We start from the raw sequence: 16,476 nt of genomic DNA, 5'->3' as shown, positions 1-16,476 counted from the left end.
GCGCATGGCACCGCGCCGCCGTGTGAATCGCTTCACCGGTTTTATATCCGAACCCTCGGGAGGCTTTGTATCCCAACGTATCCGCGTGCGAACCCGACACACAGCGATTCAAAAATCGCGCGAGAAACGACGCTTTCGGGCGACCGCGCGGCACACGCGGCCACCGTGTGGCGGTACGTCAGAGCAGTCTGGCGATCGCCGGCACGCTGAGCACCGCGACGTAGTAGCCCATGAACTGCACGCCCGTGTTGAACGCGAACAGGCGCGACAGCATCCCGCCGAACAGGCCGATCGTCACGATCACCGCCAGCCCCAGCAACTGCCCTTCCCACACGCCGATCACGACGATCAGCCCCGCGAAGGTCGCGATGATCGCTTCATGACTCAGCTTGCGCGCGACGAACGATGCCGCGCGGTGCGCGTGGTGCATCGCGAGCGGATACGCGATCAGCGCGGCCAGCAGGATCGACAGCAGCCCGTAGCCGAGAAACTCGGGCCAGCTCATCAACGTATGCAGGTTGTGGATCTGCCCGCTCGCCGCGTCGACCGTGAAGCGCGGCGGCGCATTGAACAGCGGCGCGGCCGGGCCGGCCGCCACCGGGCTCAGCGGCAGCCCGAACGCGATCAGCGGAATCAGCGCCTCGGCAATGTAGGTCGCCTCCGTCACGCCGTTGCGCGCGGCGATCACCGTCGTCAGCCGCTGGTACGCATGACGCACGCGCGCGCCGACGACCTCGCCCATCAGCACCGTCATCGCGACCGGGCTGAACACGAACGTCGCGCTCGATACCGCGGCCGTGCCGACCGTCCACGCGACCTGCTCGCGGTCGAGCACCTGCAGCGGATTCGGGAAATAGCCGCGCCAGCTTTTCACGTCGGGCGCGAGCACGAACGTCGACGGCCCGTCGCGGCGCATGCGCCGCCGCTCGGCCGGCGACAGGATCGAGAACAGGTCGGCCACGAGCGGCCCGATCGCGATCCCGAGAAAGTAGCTGACGCTCAGCTTCACGCCGTAGCGACCGGTCAGCGCCTGCAGCCCGACCACCAGCATCACGAACGGCACGAGCAGCAGCACCGACGCCCAGCGCCCCGCGGAAAAGTACGCGATGCCGATGGCCGCCGCGAGGAACACCCACGGCGCGGCCTTGGCGATCGCCGCGCCGAACGGCGCGAGCAGCGACGCGAACAGCACCGCGAGCGGCAGCGCGACGAACGCGGCGACGATCGCGCCGGAAATCATCTTGCGCAGCGCGATATGCGGCACGCCCAGCGCGCGCAACAGCGTCGCCTGCTGCAGCAGCGGCGCGGCCATCGTGTCGCCGGGAATGCCGAGCAGCGCGGTCGGGATCGAATGCGTGATGTGCTTGGCCACCGCGCCCGCGAGAAAGAACGTGAACACGCCGGCCGGCGGGACGCCGAGCAGTGCGACGAGCAACGTGAGCGGCGCGATCGTCGTCGTTTCGTCGGTGCCGGAGATCAGCCCGATGGCGGAGAACACGATCGCGCCGAGCAGCCCCATCGCGAACGCGGCCGGCAATGCATGCAGCAGCGCGTCCATCAGCGGCCTCCCGCGCGGGCGCGCCCGGACGACGCGTCGTAGGAGGCGAACAGGTCGAGCAGCCCGAGTTCCTCCATCTCGGCACGCGCGCTGGCCGACAGGTCGCTCGCCGAACCCAGGCCGCCCGACGCTTCGGCGAGCTGCCGCAATGCCGCGTCACGCTCGGCGCCGCCGGCCGCATGTTCGATCACCGTGCGCTTCGGCTTGAACAGCACCGCGCAGATCGTGCCGGCCAGCAGGCAGCCGCCGAGGCCGATCAGCATCGCGTAAGCACGCGCGATCGCCGCGTCGTGGACGAACGACGCGAGCACGACGCGGCCGATCTCGAACGCTCCGAGGCTGATCGCGATGCCGAGCAGCACCGACCACGCGAGATGTTTCGTCGCCACCGTGTCGCCCCATACCTCGACGAGCGTCGCGGCCGATGCATCGGCACCGGCCAACGGCCCGGCACGATGCGGCGCGCGTGCGAGCGCGCTTGAACCGGTCTGTTCCATGTGTCTCCTCCTGGATTGATATGTCGCCGGCCTGGCCGGCGTGGCGCGCCGCACGCCGCGTGCGTGACGCGGCGTGCAGTCCGCGCGTCAGCCGCCGCGGCGGCCCGCGAGCAATTCGACCGCGAAGTCGGTGCGCACGTCTTTCGCCGCGACCATCTGCTGCGCGATCCGGTCGATGTCGGCGCCGGTCGCGCCGGCCGCGACCGCGATGTTGCGGGCATGCAGCGCCATGTGGCCGCGCTGGATGCCTTCGGTCGCGAGCGCGCGCAGCGCGCCGAGATTCTGCGCAAGCCCGACCGCCACCGCAATTTCACCGAGTTCCTGCGCGGAAGTCACGTTCATGATCTTCAGCGCGAGACGCGCGAGCGGATGCGTCTTCGTCGCGCCGCCGACCAGCCCGACCGGCATCGGCATCTCGATCGTGCCGACGAGGTCGCCGTTCGCGGCCTTCTCCCACGTCGTCAGCGACGTATAGCGGCCACTGCGGCTCGCATACGCATGCGCGCCGGCTTCGACCGCGCGCCAGTCGTTGCCGGTCGCGACCACGACCGGGTCGATGCCGTTCATGATGCCCTTGTTGTGTGTCGCCGCGCGGTACGGGTCGGTCGCCGCGAACACGTAGGCGTCGATCACGCGATCGATGACGTCTTCACCGGAATAGACGTCGGTCGCGAGCGTGGCGGCCGCGTACCGTACCTCCGCACGGGCCAGCCGGAGATCCGCGAGGTTGGACAGTATCCGCAACCGTACCTGGCCCCCGGTAATCGCCTCGATGCGCGTCGCGACCGTTTCGGCCATCGTATTGACCGTGTTCGCCCCCATCGCGTCGCGCACGTCGACGATCAGGTGCGCGACGATCATCGCGCCGCGCGGCGTGTCGGGAAACACGTGAACCTCGATGTCGCGGCAGCCGCCGCCGAGGCCGACGAGCACCTTGTCGCGGCTGTTCGCGAGTGCGACCAGTTCGGCCGCATGCCGCAGGATCGCGAGCCGCGCGCCGTACGGATCGTCGACGCCGATCACCTGGACCTGCGCGCGCATCAGCGGGCCGCTGCTCGACGTGCGGAAGCCGCCGGCCGCGCGCGCGAGCTTCGCCATATACGATGCGGCCGCCACGATCGACGGCTCCTCGACGGCCATCGGCACGATCACGTCGCGGTCGTTGATCCGGAAGTAGCCGGCCACGGCCATCGGCAGCTCGAACGTGCCGATCACGTTCTCGATCATCCCGTTGGCGACCTCGAGCGGCAGCGCGCCCGGCTTCGCGAGCAGCGCATGCTCGGCATCGTCGAGCCCGACGGCGCGGGACAGGTGGGACAGGCGTTGCTCGGGCGTGAGCGCGCGGAAGTTCGGCAAGGCGGAATCGATGGGCATGACGGATCGGTTGTCTCGGGGTGGCGGTATTGCCCGTCGGTGCTTGCGGCGGGCATCGGATAGCCGAATAATAGTCACGCTGTACCCTTTGAAAAGGTACAGACGACGCAGACAGTCACCCAACCGTACCCATGACAGTGGGCCGGCCCGACGGAACATGCCGATGAAACAGCGTGCAAGAGCCAGCCTGTCTGGCGCGATGGCGGACAATCTCGCCAGACAGATCGAGGAAGGCGTGTTGCCGGCCGGCGCGAAACTGCCCTCCATCAGGGAATACGCCGAGGCATCCGGCTGCTCGAAGAACACGGTGATCAGTGCATTCGAGATGCTCGCGGCCGACGGCCTGATCGAGCCGCGCCGCGGCTCGGGCTTCTTCGTGACGCGTCGCGCGGCAGCCGCGCCCGACATCGACGAACCGAGCTCGCTCGACCGCGCGATGGACATCGTGTGGCTGATGCGCGAGCAGTTGCACGTGAAGCCCGATGTGCTCAATCTCGGCGAAGGCTTCCCGCCGATCGAATGGCTCGAGGAAACCCGGCTGAACCAGTACCAGCAGCGCATCATGCGCACGAGCGCCGCGTCGCTGTTCCGCTACGGCAGCCGCTTCGGCTACCTGCCGCTGCGCCAGTCGCTGCAGCAGAAGCTCGCCGGCTACGAAATCGAGGCACCGCCCGCGCAGATCGTGCTGACGCACGGCGCGAACCAGGCGATGGATCTCGTGCTGCGCTACTTCGTGCGCCCGGGCGACACCGTGCTCGTCGACGACCCCGGCTACTACCCGCTGTTCGGCAAGCTGAAGCTGAGCGGCGCGAACATCGTCGGCGTGCCGCGCGAGATCGACGGCCCCGATGTCGCGAAGCTGGCCGAACTTGTCGCGACGCACCGGCCGAAGCTGTTCTTCACGCAATCGGTCGGCCACAACCCGACCGCGACCGATACGAGCGCGGCCAAGGCGCACCGCATTCTGCAGCTCGCCGATGCGCACGACCTGATCCTCGTCGAGGACGACGCGCTCGCCGACCTGCGGCCGCGCTCGCTCACGCGCATCGCGACGCTCGACCAGCTGCGCCGGACCATCTATATCGGCAGTTTCTCGAAATCGGTGTCGGCTGCGCTGCGTGTCGGGTTCCTTGCGTGCAATGCGGCGCTTGCGAGCGACCTGGCCGACGTGAAGATGCTGACGCATGTCAGCAGCTCCGAGTACTGCGAACGCACGCTCGACGCGATCGTCAGCGACGGGCACTTTCTCAGGCATACGAATCACCTTCAGGAGAAGCTGCGACGCGCGACCGGCAACGCGCTCGATGCGCTCGGGCGTCTTGGCGCGGAGGTCTATCGGTCCTGCGACCAGAGCCTGTATCTGTGGGCCGCGCTGCCCGGCTGGCCCGATTCGATGCAGCTCGCGCAGGCGATGCTGGCGCGTGGTGTGATCCTCGCGCCCGGCGCGGTGTTTTCACCGCAGGCCGATCGCCCGTCGAAGTATTGCCGCTTTAACGTTGCGTATCTGGCGGACAAGCGGTTTGCGCGGGCCTTGCAGGCGGTTGCCTGAAAACGAATGCGGGCCGCACCACCGCCCGGCCCGCATTCGTCGTACAACCCCGCTTACCCGCGCCGCAACGGCCTGAACCCGGCCCGCACTTCACGCGCGAACAATTCCGGCTCCTCCCATGCCGCGAAGTGCCCGCCCTTGTCGACTTCGTTGAAGTAGATCAGATTGTGATAACTGCGCTCGGCCCAACTGCGCGGCGCCTGATAGATCTCGCCCGGAAACACCGTGATCGCGGCCGGCAACGAGATATCCACCGCGTTGAAGTTGTTCGAGTGATCCTCCCAGTAGATCTGCGCGGCCGACGTCGCCGTGTTCGTCAGCCAGTACAACGAAATGTCGTCGAGAATCTCGTCGCGCGGAATCGAGCGTTCGGGCACGCCGCCGCTGTACGTCCATTGCGAAATTTTGTCGTACATCCACGCAGCCTGCCCGGACGGCGAATCCGCAAGGGCATAACCGACCGTCTGCGGACGCGTGACCATCATCGCCGAGTAGCCGCAGTTGTCGCGATAGAACGTCGCGAGCTGCTCGTACGCGGCCCGCTCCTTCGGCGACAGCGAAGCCGGCGCGGGCGCATCGGTCGCGAGCAGCGTCGCGATATCCGGCGGCACCGTCGCCGGCATGTTCACGTGAATCCCGGCCAGCCCCTGCACGCGCTGCATCGCCATCCGGTGCGAAATCACCGAGCCGCAGTCGCCGCCCTGCGACACGAAGCGCGTATAACCGAGCCGCGCCATCAGTTCGCCCCATGCCCGCGCGATGTGGTCGGAGCCCCAGCCGGTCTTCGTCGGCCGGCCCGAGAAACCGAAACCCGGCAATGACGGCACGACGACGTGGAACGCATCGTCGGCGCTCGCGCCGTGCGCGGTCGGGTCGGTCAGCGGGCCGATCGCCTTCAGCAGCTCGAAGATCGAACCCGGCCAGCCGTGCGTCATGATCATCGGCATCGCGTTCTCGTGCCGCGAGCGTACGTGGATGAAATGAATGTCGAGCCCGTCGATCTCCGTGATGAACATCGGGAAACCGTTCAGGCGCGCCTCGCCCTTGCGCCAGTCGTAATCGGTGCCCCAGTAGCGCAGCAGCGCCTGCATGCGCGCGAGCCGCACGCCCTGCGATTCGTCGGCGACGGTCTCGCGGCCCGGCCAGCGTGTCGCGGCAATGCGGCGGCGCAGGTCTGCCACGGTTTCGTCGGGAATGTGCGCGGTGAACGGGCGTATGCCGCTCGCGCCGGTTGCGGCATGCAGCGCGGTGGGCAGCATCGCCGAGACGCCGGCGGCCACGGAAGTGGCCAGCAGGTGGCGACGCAGCGGGGAAAACGGTGTGGAAGACATCGTTCGGCATCTCCTTTCGTGAAGTGGAAAGTGAACATGCCGCGCTCGGGATCGCGCCCAGGCTTTCGATCCGGCGCGCCCTCGTCACACGGCGTCGCCCATTTGAAAGGTCTGATGTATCCCGGATTTGTCTGATTTGTACGCGTTTGTAGTCGCTGCATGGCGAGCGGCCCGCGCCGCCGCCCGCTCTTCGTGCAACGCTTAGAGCGCCTTGACGATCGCGCCGTCGACGCGAATGTTCTGCCCGGTGATGTAGCCCGCGCCGTCCGACAGCAGGAACGCGACCGTCTTCGCGATCTCGCCGGTCTTGCCGAAGCGGCCGGCCGGAATGCGTGCGACGATCTCCGGCGTTTCCGGCCAGCTGTCGATGAAGCCCGGCAGCACCGCGTTCATCCGGATGTTCTCGGCCGCATAGCGTTCCGCGTACAGCCGCGTCCACGCGCTCAGCGCCGCGCGCAGCGCCGACGACACCGGCATCGGCTGCTCGGGCGCATCCGCCGCGAAGCTCGAGATGTTGACCACCGCGCCGCCGCCCTGCTTCTGGAAGATCGGCGTCACGCGGCGCATCACGCGCACCACGTTCAGCAGGATCAGGTCGAGCCCCGCATGCCAGTTGTCGTCGGTGATCGCCAGCAGGTCGCCTTTCGGCGGATGGCCGGTGTTGTTCACGACCGCGTCGATCCGGCCGTAGCGGGCAACCGTTTCCTGCACGAGCCGGTCGATATCGGCTTCTTCCGTCACCGAGCCCTGGATGCCGAAGCCGCCGAGTTCCTCGCCGAGCGCCACCGCGCTGCCCGACGGCGACATCAGCGCGACGCGATAGCCCGTCGCCGCCAGTTCGCGCGCGATCGCCGCGCCCATGCCCTTGCCTGCCGCTGTGATCAACGCCACTTTTTCTACAGTCACGATTTGCTCCTCGTTCCGATTCCGTTGCCGCGCAGCCGCCGTTCGGCCCGCCATGGTGGTAATGTAGGCGCATCGAATCCGACTGTCGAACCAGTATTTCTGCCGCCAGCCGATAGTTTTTCTACAGCATGACGATGCCGCCACGCCCTTCCCGACTGCCGCCGCTGAATGCGCTTCGCGCGTTCGAGGTATCCGCGCGGCACCTCAATTTCCGCGCCGCGGCCGACGAGATCGGCGTCACGCAGGGCGCCGTCGCGCAGCAGGTGCGCCACCTCGAGGACGTGCTCGGCCTGAAGCTGTTCGAGCGCCTGCCGCGTGGCCTCGCGCTCACGCACGACGGCGCCGCGTATTTCTCCGACGTGCAGCGCGCGCTGCACGCGATCGCCGACGCGACCGACAAGCTCGTGAAGCGGCGTGCCGCGCTGACGATCAGCACGACGCCGTCGTTCGCGTCGAAGTGGCTGATCCCGCGGCTCGCGCGGTTCACCGAGGCCCATCCCGACTACGACGTGCGCGTGATCGCCGACCCGCAGATCGCGACGTTCCGCCACGACGGCGTCGATCTCGCGATCCGCTACGGCAAGCCGCCGTTCGGCAAGCATCTCGTCGCGCATGCGCTGTTTCCGCTCGACGTGTGCGCCGTGTGCAGCCCGGCGCTGCTCGCTGCGCCGGCTTCGCCGCGTGCGCTCCTCGGCCAGGTGCTGCTGCATGACGCGCACGACCTGTGGCCCGAGTTTCTTGCGGCGCTGCCCGAACCGGTCGACGTCGATCCGCACAAGGGGCTGCGCTTCAACCAGACGTCGCTCGCGATCGATGCGGCCGTCGCCGGCCAGGGCGTCGCGCTCGCGACCGATCCGCTCGTCGAGCGCGACATCGCGGCCGGCAGGCTGTGCAAGCCGTTCGATTTCGCGTTTCCGCTGTCGATGGGGTTCTATCTCGTGTATCCGGCCGAGCGGCGCGACGACGATGCGATCGCGGTGATGCGCGAGTGGATGACCGGGCAGGCAGCGTCGGACGGGCGGCCTTGAGTGCTTTAAATCCTTGGAGCGCCTTGATCGTCCTGCGTCAGTGTCAGGGAGCGATCCAGCGCGCCTCGTAGCCGCTTTCACCGTTCAGATCGAACACCGCCCGGCGATGCCCCGTTCGCGCGAGTTCGAGCCAGTCGATGCGCGTGACCGTCATGTGGATCAGGCAGAAGTTTTCGTAGCCGTCGCCGGATGGTGTGGTGCCGTCGATATGCGCTTGTTCCGGTGACGCGATCGGCGTGCCGGGCGGCAACGGCGCGCGATACAGCAGCAGCGTATGCGGACGGCTCGACGCCCAGATCGCACGCCGTTGTGCTTCGTCTTCGCAGATCGATGCAATGCCTTGCGCGCGAATCTGCACGAGCGCGTCGAGATCGTTCGCAACGATCGAGAAGCGTGGATCGCGGCGCAACTCCGCGACTTTCTCCGAGCGCGCATCGGTATGAAACGACAGCACGCGATCGGCCCGGCTCACCTGACGCAATACGATCGTCCGGACCTTCGGCGTGCCGTCGAGGCCGAGCGTGGCGGCCTGCAGCATCGTGAACGGCGAGCGCCGCGCGCCGACGCCGGTTTCGAGACAGGACCAGAGGCGGTCGTAGGTTTGCGCGAGCGATTCGGAGGTCGAGTCGGACATGAGGCGATGGCGATCGTCGGTGTTTCGATCGCGCCAGCTTAACCGGTTGTTTCAGCGGCGGCTCGCCTGCGACGCGGGCCGCCGTGCTTGTGCCGGTCAGTTATAGCCGAGCACGGCCGGGGCGACATCGCCCGCATCGGACGCCGGCTCCGCGCCGAAGCGGCCGAGCACGTCAGCCACGTATTGCGGCCCCGCGCTGATCTGCGACGAGCGATGCCTGGGCGGCCGCTTGTCGCCCGTGACTGACGCCGCGCCCGTCGATGCCGTTTCGTTGACGGTGATATTCATGTGGATGTCTCCTCACGCGGCCAGCGCCGCGCCGTAAGCGCGCACGAGGCGCGCGACACCTTCCCGGATCGCTTCGACGTCCGGCGCGGCGAACGACAGGCGCAGCGACGCTGCGTCGACGTTGTCCGCGAAAAACGCCTTGCCGGGAACGAACACGATCTTGTTGGCGATCGCCTGTTGCAGGAGCACGTCCGACGGCACCGCGCCGATCCGCGCCCACACGAACATCCCGCCTTCGGGACGGTGGAATTCGATCGCATCGCCGAACCCGTCGCGCAGCGCGTCGCACATCGCGTCGCATTTGCGCTGGTACGCGGCCGTGATGCGCGGCAAGTGGCGTTCGAGCGCGCCGTCGGCCAGGTATTCGGCGGCGGTCGCCTGCGTCCACGGCGCGCTGCACAGGTCGACCGTCTGCTTCGCGATCACGCAGCGCCGCGCGATCTCGGCCGGCGCGATCGTCCAGCCCACGCGCAGCCCCGGCGCGACGATCTTCGACAGGCTCGCGAAATGCACGATCCAGTCGCGCGCGCCGTCCACTTCACCGGCCAGCGCGAGCATCGACGGCACGGCTTCGCCCGCGAAACGCAGGTCGCCGTACGGATCGTCCTCGATGACCAGGAAACGGTATTGCACCGCGAGACGCAGCAGCTTCAGCCGGCGTTCGCGCGTGAGCGTCGCGCCGGTGGGGTTCGCGAAGGTCGGAACGGTGTAAAGCAGCTTCGGTTGCGCGATCGCGCCGGAGGCGAGTTGCTCTGCAAGACGGTCGACGTCGAGCCCTTCACCGTCGACGGGGATCGTCACGATGCGCGCCTGCTGCAGACGCATCGCCTGCAGCGTGGCCGGGTAAGCCGGCTGTTCGGTCAGCACGACGTCGCCGGGCGACACCATCACGCGCAGCAGCAGGTCGAGGCCCTGCTGCGAGCCCGTCGTGACGAGCAGTTCGGCCGGCGTGCACGCGACGCCGCGACGCGCCATCAGCGCGATCAGTTGCTGCTTCAGTTCGGCGAGGCCGTCGGTCGGGCCGTATTGCAGGCAGCGGACGGGCTGCGCGTATGCGCGCTCGGCGGCCGCGTTCAGGCCGTCGACGTCGAACAGGTCGCTGGCCGGATAGCCGCCCGCGAAGGAAATCATGCCCGGTTCGGACAGGTACTTGAACAGTTCGCGGATCGGCGAGCCGGCGGGATTCTGGAATGAGGGAGTGAACGCGTACATGTCGTCGTGAGCTGGAGGGCACGGGCGGCCGGGATAGCCGTCGAGTGCCAACCGCCGGGGCGCTTTTGGCGCCGCGGCAGTGAATTCGAGCCACGATTGTCGATAGTCATTAAGGGCTCGGCAAACGATATCTATGCACTAGGTCTTGCGGTTTGGTCATTAAATCCCGGGTTTAGACGGAGTGAGGCCGGGTTGTTGACAGGTAGACGAACATCAAAAAAAAGCGAGCGTGACGCTCGCCCGACCGATGCGCTTCGCTCGGCCGACATGGTTGAAATTTCTGACAAGCCGGCACAGATGGAACACGAAGATCAGAGATCCCCGCGCACCTCACCCGTTCCCAACGCGCTCCGCTGCCGGTTGACCTCCGCCCAAAGCGCATCGCTGTCGTCATCGCGCAGCAGGATCATCCAGTCCAGTTGATCGTCGGTCACGCCGAAGTACGCCAGGATGTCCCGGCGAACCGTATCGACGAACTGCGCGTATTCCGGGGTGGCCTGGGCCTGCGCGTGCAAGGCATCGTAGGCTGCATCGTCCTCACCGCCGCCGTGCTCGTCGATATAGCGCGAGATCCACTGGTCGCATTCGTAGTCGTAATCGGCCTCGGCGCGCATCGCTTGCACGGCCGTGTGGAGATCCAGTTGGGCAAACGCGGCGATCGCCGCCGTGGTCGCCTCGTCAAATGTAGTCGTCATTCCATTTCTCATGCTGGTCATGGCGCATCATCGCACGGGCCGCCCCCGGGCAGACGCAGCGAATCCGGCTGGCTCGTAACGGCCAGATGCGCACGAACAAGGGGCGGCCGTAACCGCCCCCGCCATTCAATCAACCACCCACACCCCGATTCGCCTCGATCACCGTCAACGCGGCCATATTCACGATCCGCCGCACGGTGGCGCTCGAAGTCAGGATGTTCACCGGCGCATTGACGCCGAGCAGGAACGGCCCCACCGCCACATTGCTCCCCGCCTCGGTCTTGAGCAGGTTGTACGCGATGTTACCGGCGTCGACATTCGGACAAACCAGCAAGTTCGCCGCGCCCTTCAGCGGCGACATCGGCAGTAGCTTCGCACGCAGCCCTTCATCCAGCGCACAGTCGCCATGCATCTCGCCATCCGCCTCGATATCCGGCGCCTGTTCCCGCATGATCTCCAGCGCCCGGCGCATCTTCACGCCCGAGGCCGCGCTTCCCGACCCGAAGTTCGACCGCGACAGCAGCGCGACCTTCGGCGTCAGGTTCAGCCATTCCATCTGCCGGGCCGCCGCGATCGTGAATTCCGCGATCTGCTCCGCATCGGGGTTGTCGTTGACGTGCGTATCCACCAGCGCGACCGTCCGCTGATCGAGCAGCAGGATGTTCATCGCCGCGTAGGTCGACGCACCGGGCTTCTTGCCGATCACTTCGTCCACGAATCGCAGGTGATTGTGATACTCGCCCACCGTCCCGCAAATCATCCCGTCCGCATCGCCGAGCTGCACCATCATCGCGCCGATCAGCGTGAGGCGGCGGCGCATTTCCACGCGCGCCATTTCCTTCGAAATGCCGTCGCGGCAACGCAGTTCCCAATACTTCGTCCAGTACTGCGGGAAGCGTTCGTCATACTCCGGATTGGTCACTTCGACATCCTGACCGAGTCGCAGGCGCAGGCCGAACCGCTCGATGCGCGCCAGCAGCACCTCCGGACGCCCGACCAGGATCGGACGCGCGAGCTTCTCGTCGACGATCACCTGCACCGCACGCAGCACGCGCTCGTCTTCGCCCTCGGTGAACACGATCCGCGCCTTGCCGCCGTCACGCACGAGCCGACGCGCGGTCGCGAACAGCGGCTTCATGAACGCGCCCGAGTGATAGACGAACTGCTGCAGCTGCTCGACATACGCGTCGAGATTCTCGAGCGGGCGCGTCGCCACGCCGCCTTCCATCGCCGCCTTGGCCACGGCCGGCGCGATTCGCACGATCAGGCGCGGGTCAAACGGCTTCGGAATCAGGTATTGCGCGCCGAACGACACGTCGTACGCGCCGTAGGCCGCCGCGACCACTTCGTTCTGCTCTTCCTCCGCCAACCCCGCGATCGCGTGCACCGCGGCGATTTCCATTTCGCGCGTGATCGTCGTCGCGCCCACATCCAGCGCGCCGCGGAAAATGTACGGGAAGCACAGCACGTTGTTGACCTGGTTCGGATAGTCCGAGCGGCCCGTCGCGATGACGACGTCGTCGCGCGTCTCGTGCGCCAGTTCCGGGAAGATTTCCGGCGTCGGGTTGGCCAGCGCGAGAATCAGCGGACGCGCCGCCATCGCCTTCAGCATCTCGGTCGTGAGGATGCCGCCGACCGACAGCCCCAGGAACACATCCGCGCCGCCGATCACTTCGGCCAGCTTGCGCGCATCCGTTTCCTGCGCGAAGCGCGACTTGGCCGGGTCCATCAGCACGGTGCGGCCGCGATAGACGACGCCCTCGATGTCGGTCACCCAGACGTTTTCCACCGGCAGCCCGAGGTCGACCAGCAGGTCCAGGCACGCCAGCGCGGCTGCTCCGGCGCCCGACGTCACGACCTTCACGTCCTTGATCGACTTGCCGACGACCTTCAGCCCGTTGATGAACGCGGCGGAAACGGTAATCGCGGTGCCGTGCTGATCGTCGTGGAAGACGGGAATCTTCATGCGTTCGCGCAGCTTCTGCTCGACCGTGAAGCATTCCGGCGCCTTGATGTCCTCGAGGTTGATGCCGCCGAACGTGGGTTCGAGGCCGGCAATGATGTCGACCAGCTTGTCCGGATCGGTCTCGTTGATCTCGATGTCGAACACGTCGATCCCGGCGAACTTCTTGAACAGGACGGCCTTGCCTTCCATCACCGGCTTCGATGCGAGCGGGCCGATGTTGCCGAGGCCGAGCACCGCGGTGCCGTTCGTGATCACGCCGACCAGGTTGCCGCGGCTTGTGAAGCGGTGCGCCTGCAGCGGATCGGCGGCGATCGACTCGCACACGCTCGCCACGCCGGGCGTATAGGCCAGCGCCAGATCGCGCTGGGTCACCAGCGGCTTGCTCGCCACGACCGAGATTTTCCCGGGGGTCGGAAACTCGTGATAGTCGAACGCGGCCTGTTGCTGTGTCTCTGTCTGTTTCATGTTTTGGGTCCCGGCGTGGGCGCCAGGCCAGTCCCGGCGCGATCCATGGAGGTGATTCTAGGGATCTGCCATAACGTGATGATTCTGTTTTAATATCGGCTCATCACTTTTTCCTAATGAATACATGACCAGTCAATGAATTTTGACGCAAACGACGTGGTCAGGCGGCTGGGCGCGCGTCTGAAGATTCGGCATCTGGTGCTGTTGCTGCAGATCCAGCAGCACGGGTCGCTGACGCGCGTCGCCGAGTACATGGCCAGCAGCCAGCCGGCCGTGACGAACGCGCTGTCCGAGCTGGAGAGCATGTTCGGCACGCCGCTGTTCGAGCGCTCGTCGCGCGGCATGCGGCCCACCGCGCTCGGCACGGTCGTGCTGGAGCGCGCGAAGGCGATGATCAAGGATCTCGACCACCTCGCCCGCGAAATGGAGGCCGTCGCCGCCGGGCACGCGGCCCATCTGCACATCGGCGTGATTCCGTTCATCTCCGGCCAGCTGCTGTCGGCGGCGCTGAAGCGGTTGCAGGCACGGATGGAACGGCGGCTGACCGTGACGATTCACGAAGGCACCAGCGATCAGCTGCTGTTGCAACTCAGGGATCACGGCGTCGACATCGTGATCGGCCGCGCGTCGTCGGCGATCGATCTGGGGCAGGTTTCGTTCGAAGTGCTGTACCAGCAGCAGCCGCGCGTGATCGCGAGCCGGCGGCTGGCGGCCAAGCTCGCGCGCATGCCGCTGGACTGGCACAAGCTGCACGCGCTCGACTGGATTCTCGGCGCGCCGCATACGCCGATGCGCGAACAGGTGACCGACCTGTTCCTGTCGGCCGGCATCGCGCCGCCCGTGCCGATCGTCGAAAGCTACTCGTCGAAGCTGATCGGCGAAATGATCGCGTCGAGCGACGAGGCCGTGTCGATCGTGCCGGCCGATATCGCGGAAGAACTGGTGCGGATTGCCGGCGTGGCGATCGTGCCTTACTCGCTCGTGTGGACGCTGCCGCCGATCGCGCTGTTTACCCGCTCCGCCGATTCGCGCTCGCCCGCGCGCGATCTGCTCGTCGACGCGCTGCGCGCGGTGTGCAAGGAGACGTACGGGGACATGCAGCGATAAGCGGCTATTTGCTCGCGGCGAGGCGGCGCAGGATTTCCGCGCGCTCGGCACTCAACACGTGGTCCGAGCCCTCGCCGCGGTCGTAGCGCCTGGTTGTGCGGTAGGAAAAACGCTTCGCATATTGATTGGCGGCGGGATCGAACACCCACGCGTCGACTTCGAAGAAGTGCTTGCCGAAATGATCCTCGTCCTTCTCCCAGATATAGTCCGCGCGGACAAACACCGGGTAGGGCGAAACGTCCGGCAGCTTCCACATCGCGCGGTCGGCCATCTCCGTTTCGGTCACTTTGGGCATCAGGTTCTCGATCTTGCCATTCGGGCCGACACGCAGGACGGCCACACGCTCCAGCATCCCGCTGCCGCCGCCCGAGAACATCCCCGAGAAGAACACCCACGAGCCGCCCGATGCGATCGGCAGCCGTTCGGAGCGAGGATTCAGGCCGAACTGGTACACCTCCCGGGACGAACCGGGAAGCGGCGCCGGCGGCATCTCGAAGCACGGCGCATGGTCGGGAAGCACGCAGAGCTTCACGCCGGAAAGCGGGAGCCCGTCGCTATCGAGCTGGCCTTCCGTCTGCGTGTAGCGCGGAAATGCGGATTCGCCGGCGGAGGCCGCCCGAACGCCGGCAATGCCGACGACTGCCAGACTCAAGATTGCCGCGAACATCTTGCCGGTCCTGCGCATACACCCTCTCTCTTTCTGATTATTTGACGGCTGCAGATTGTCGATGATCTGGCCGGTTCTGGCAAAAAGGCGCATCGCCGGTTTCATTCGCTTCGACGAAGTGCGTGAGAGAAACCCTTCAACGTTCCGGTCGGTGCGGGGCAACCGGTTTCTCGTACAACGACCAGTCGCGGCCATCCGACTTGATCCCCACGCGGACGAAGCCGAGCGATTCGTAATAAGCGCAGAGCTTGGTGTTTTCGGCAGCGCAGTCGAGTCGAACGAAACGCCGGTCGATGCGGCTCACCTCGCGGGCGCACCAATCGAGCATGACGCCGCCGATCCCGAGCCCGTTGAAACCTCGCCGCACACATAGCCCGTGCACGTAACCGGCAACCGGTTCTTGCGGCCCCCAGTGCGGGTCATCGTCGAAACTCAGCGAGAACGTTCCGACCAACGTGCCGTTCTGTTCGACGACATACACCGATTTCTCGGCGACATGGTTTCGTACCCACCGCTCGGAGAAGCCGTCACCCTCCTTGCCCCACACATAGTCGCCATGCGCGACTTTCTTTGCGTGCGCATCGTTCCGGATCTGCGTAAGTGCCGGTACGTCGTCTGCCGTGGCTCGGCGGATGTCATTCGAATTCACGCTCGTCTTTCCGTTGAATCTTCGCGGCGTCGCACGACGGCCTTCATCTCGCCGACCCGCATTCGCAATAACAAACGTAACGACCTTACGAAGTCGTACCCTGGAACCAGCGTGAACATGGGCCCGAATAAATGAGCACGGTCGCAATCGCATTGGCGAAAAAGGACACTTCGAACAGAGTCATCCTGAACGGGGGTGCCATCACGATGAAGGCTAGCGTCGTGACAATCGTGAGTATCAGTTCCAGCGTTCGCGCCAGCTTTTGTCGCTGGCAAAGGCCGATGATCAGGCTCGCGTTCAAGAGCAGCCAGAATGCCTGGACCACGGCGATCAGGGCAATGCCCTTACGCATCAGCGTTGCCTTTTCCGCGGGCACTTCACCAAGTTGATCGAAACCCAGCCTCTGAAGCCAGACAGCACATCCGACCTCGATGAGCCAGACAATCGCGAAGAGCGCGACGGCATGACGGATCTGCGGCGGCGCGTCCGTGTGAAACGCCGGCATGGCCTTCAGTTTGCTGATTGGCATCGTCTTTTCGGGAGGCCGATG

16 protein-coding genes are annotated in these 16,476 nt (G+C 66.3%); 3 read left to right on the top strand and 13 right to left on the bottom strand.

Annotated elements, in window-relative coordinates; all coding sequences use genetic code 11:
* Positions 1 to 178: 178 nt before the first annotated feature.
* From WJ12_RS22675 to WJ12_RS22665, 3 genes are all read right to left on the bottom strand, one after another.
* Entirely contained in the window at positions 179 to 1,558 is a 1,380-nt protein-coding gene (locus WJ12_RS22675; RefSeq protein ID WP_059559771.1) for a tripartite tricarboxylate transporter permease, read from the bottom strand.
* The gene (locus tag WJ12_RS22670; RefSeq protein ID WP_059559773.1) at positions 1,558 to 2,055 is read right to left on the bottom strand and encodes a hypothetical protein; all 498 of its coding nucleotides are present in this window, start codon (positions 2,053 to 2,055) and stop codon (positions 1,558 to 1,560) included. The genes WJ12_RS22675 and WJ12_RS22670 overlap by 1 nt, the downstream gene beginning before the upstream one ends.
* Positions 2,056 to 2,142: 87 nt before the next feature.
* On the bottom strand, positions 2,143 to 3,429 hold the full coding sequence (locus WJ12_RS22665) for a hydroxymethylglutaryl-CoA reductase, degradative (protein ID WP_059559776.1): 1,287 nt from the start codon (positions 3,427 to 3,429) through the stop codon (positions 2,143 to 2,145).
* A gap of 163 nt (positions 3,430 to 3,592) precedes the next feature.
* Between WJ12_RS22665 and WJ12_RS22660 the strand changes: the two genes are divergently transcribed.
* Positions 3,593 to 4,978 carry an aminotransferase-like domain-containing protein gene (locus tag WJ12_RS22660; protein WP_059560081.1) on the top strand — a complete coding sequence of 462 codons (1,386 nt, stop codon included), beginning with the start codon at positions 3,593 to 3,595 and terminating at the stop codon, positions 4,976 to 4,978.
* A 53-nt stretch (positions 4,979 to 5,031) separates the two neighbouring features.
* Here the strand turns inward: WJ12_RS22660 and WJ12_RS22655 are convergent, their stop codons facing one another.
* Together WJ12_RS22655 and WJ12_RS22650 are read right to left on the bottom strand one after the other, a co-directional pair.
* Entirely contained in the window at positions 5,032 to 6,309 is a 1,278-nt protein-coding gene (locus WJ12_RS22655; protein ID WP_059559778.1) for an epoxide hydrolase family protein, read from the bottom strand.
* A gap of 201 nt (positions 6,310 to 6,510) precedes the next feature.
* Positions 6,511 to 7,215, bottom strand: coding sequence for an SDR family oxidoreductase (locus tag WJ12_RS22650; RefSeq protein WP_034188601.1), 705 nt, complete (start codon positions 7,213 to 7,215; stop codon positions 6,511 to 6,513).
* A gap of 134 nt (positions 7,216 to 7,349) precedes the next feature.
* Here WJ12_RS22650 and gcvA point away from each other — a divergent pair, with 134 nt between their 5' ends.
* Entirely contained in the window at positions 7,350 to 8,243 is an 894-nt protein-coding gene (gene gcvA, locus WJ12_RS22645; protein ID WP_049035276.1) for a transcriptional regulator GcvA, read from the top strand.
* A 43-nt stretch (positions 8,244 to 8,286) separates the two neighbouring features.
* On the opposite strand, the gene WJ12_RS22640 is transcribed toward gcvA, so the two are convergent.
* The 5 genes from WJ12_RS22640 to WJ12_RS22620 form a co-directional block, all read right to left on the bottom strand.
* Positions 8,287 to 8,877, bottom strand: a complete 591-nt coding sequence (locus WJ12_RS22640; RefSeq protein ID WP_059559781.1) for a pyridoxamine 5'-phosphate oxidase family protein — start codon at positions 8,875 to 8,877, stop codon at positions 8,287 to 8,289.
* A 96-nt stretch (positions 8,878 to 8,973) separates the two neighbouring features.
* On the bottom strand, positions 8,974 to 9,165 hold the full coding sequence (locus tag WJ12_RS22635) for a hypothetical protein (protein ID WP_034188415.1): 192 nt from the start codon (positions 9,163 to 9,165) through the stop codon (positions 8,974 to 8,976).
* Positions 9,166 to 9,177: 12 nt separating this feature from the next.
* Complete coding sequence (locus WJ12_RS22630) at positions 9,178 to 10,377, bottom strand: aminotransferase-like domain-containing protein (RefSeq protein ID WP_049035272.1); 1,200 nt, start codon at positions 10,375 to 10,377, stop codon at positions 9,178 to 9,180.
* Between the two features lie 311 nt (positions 10,378 to 10,688).
* Positions 10,689 to 11,072: a hypothetical protein gene (locus WJ12_RS22625; protein ID WP_059559784.1), complete on the bottom strand. Its 384-nt coding sequence runs from the start codon at positions 11,070 to 11,072 to the stop codon at positions 10,689 to 10,691.
* 130 nt (positions 11,073 to 11,202) lie between these two features.
* On the bottom strand, positions 11,203 to 13,503 hold the full coding sequence (locus WJ12_RS22620) for an NADP-dependent malic enzyme (RefSeq protein ID WP_059559786.1): 2,301 nt from the start codon (positions 13,501 to 13,503) through the stop codon (positions 11,203 to 11,205).
* A gap of 135 nt (positions 13,504 to 13,638) precedes the next feature.
* Between WJ12_RS22620 and WJ12_RS22615 the strand changes: the two genes are divergently transcribed.
* The gene (locus tag WJ12_RS22615) at positions 13,639 to 14,610 is read left to right on the top strand and encodes a LysR substrate-binding domain-containing protein (protein WP_059559787.1); all 972 of its coding nucleotides are present in this window, start codon (positions 13,639 to 13,641) and stop codon (positions 14,608 to 14,610) included.
* Positions 14,611 to 14,614: 4 nt separating this feature from the next.
* On the opposite strand, the gene WJ12_RS22610 is transcribed toward WJ12_RS22615, so the two are convergent.
* From WJ12_RS22610 to WJ12_RS22600, 3 genes are all read right to left on the bottom strand, one after another.
* Positions 14,615 to 15,439, bottom strand: a complete 825-nt coding sequence (locus tag WJ12_RS22610) for a hypothetical protein (RefSeq protein ID WP_226103873.1) — start codon at positions 15,437 to 15,439, stop codon at positions 14,615 to 14,617.
* Complete coding sequence (locus WJ12_RS22605) at positions 15,414 to 15,926, bottom strand: GNAT family N-acetyltransferase (protein ID WP_059559790.1); 513 nt, start codon at positions 15,924 to 15,926, stop codon at positions 15,414 to 15,416. Before WJ12_RS22605 ends, WJ12_RS22610 begins: the two co-directional genes overlap by 26 nt.
* Before the next feature lie 85 nt (positions 15,927 to 16,011).
* Positions 16,012 to 16,455, bottom strand: coding sequence for a hypothetical protein (locus WJ12_RS22600; protein WP_034188422.1), 444 nt, complete (start codon positions 16,453 to 16,455; stop codon positions 16,012 to 16,014).
* Between the last annotated feature and the right edge of the window lie 21 nt (positions 16,456 to 16,476).

This window comes from Burkholderia seminalis (assembly GCF_001718535.1).
Classification (GTDB): domain Bacteria; phylum Pseudomonadota; class Gammaproteobacteria; order Burkholderiales; family Burkholderiaceae; genus Burkholderia; species Burkholderia seminalis.
The sequence above is the reverse complement of the archived record's forward strand: the minus strand, read 5'-3'. Positions and strand labels throughout refer to the sequence as shown.

Coding starts and splice junctions, on each gene's coding strand:
- WJ12_RS22630 (WP_049035272.1), bottom strand. CDS start 10,377: ATGTACGCGTTCACTCCCTCATTCCAGAATCCCGCCGGCTCGCCGATC.
- WJ12_RS22660 (WP_059560081.1), top strand. CDS start 3,593: ATGAAACAGCGTGCAAGAGCCAGCCTGTCTGGCGCGATGGCGGACAAT.
- WJ12_RS22675 (WP_059559771.1), bottom strand. CDS start 1,558: ATGGACGCGCTGCTGCATGCATTGCCGGCCGCGTTCGCGATGGGGCTG.
- WJ12_RS22625 (WP_059559784.1), bottom strand. CDS start 11,072: ATGACGACTACATTTGACGAGGCGACCACGGCGGCGATCGCCGCGTTT.
- WJ12_RS22665 (WP_059559776.1), bottom strand. CDS start 3,429: ATGCCCATCGATTCCGCCTTGCCGAACTTCCGCGCGCTCACGCCCGAG.
- WJ12_RS22620 (WP_059559786.1), bottom strand. CDS start 13,503: ATGAAACAGACAGAGACACAGCAACAGGCCGCGTTCGACTATCACGAG.
- WJ12_RS22640 (WP_059559781.1), bottom strand. CDS start 8,877: ATGTCCGACTCGACCTCCGAATCGCTCGCGCAAACCTACGACCGCCTC.
- WJ12_RS22635 (WP_034188415.1), bottom strand. CDS start 9,165: ATGAATATCACCGTCAACGAAACGGCATCGACGGGCGCGGCGTCAGTC.
- WJ12_RS22600 (WP_034188422.1), bottom strand. CDS start 16,455: ATGCCAATCAGCAAACTGAAGGCCATGCCGGCGTTTCACACGGACGCG.
- gcvA (WP_049035276.1), top strand. CDS start 7,350: ATGCCGCCACGCCCTTCCCGACTGCCGCCGCTGAATGCGCTTCGCGCG.
- WJ12_RS22655 (WP_059559778.1), bottom strand. CDS start 6,309: ATGTCTTCCACACCGTTTTCCCCGCTGCGTCGCCACCTGCTGGCCACT.
- WJ12_RS22615 (WP_059559787.1), top strand. CDS start 13,639: ATGAATTTTGACGCAAACGACGTGGTCAGGCGGCTGGGCGCGCGTCTG.
- WJ12_RS22670 (WP_059559773.1), bottom strand. CDS start 2,055: ATGGAACAGACCGGTTCAAGCGCGCTCGCACGCGCGCCGCATCGTGCC.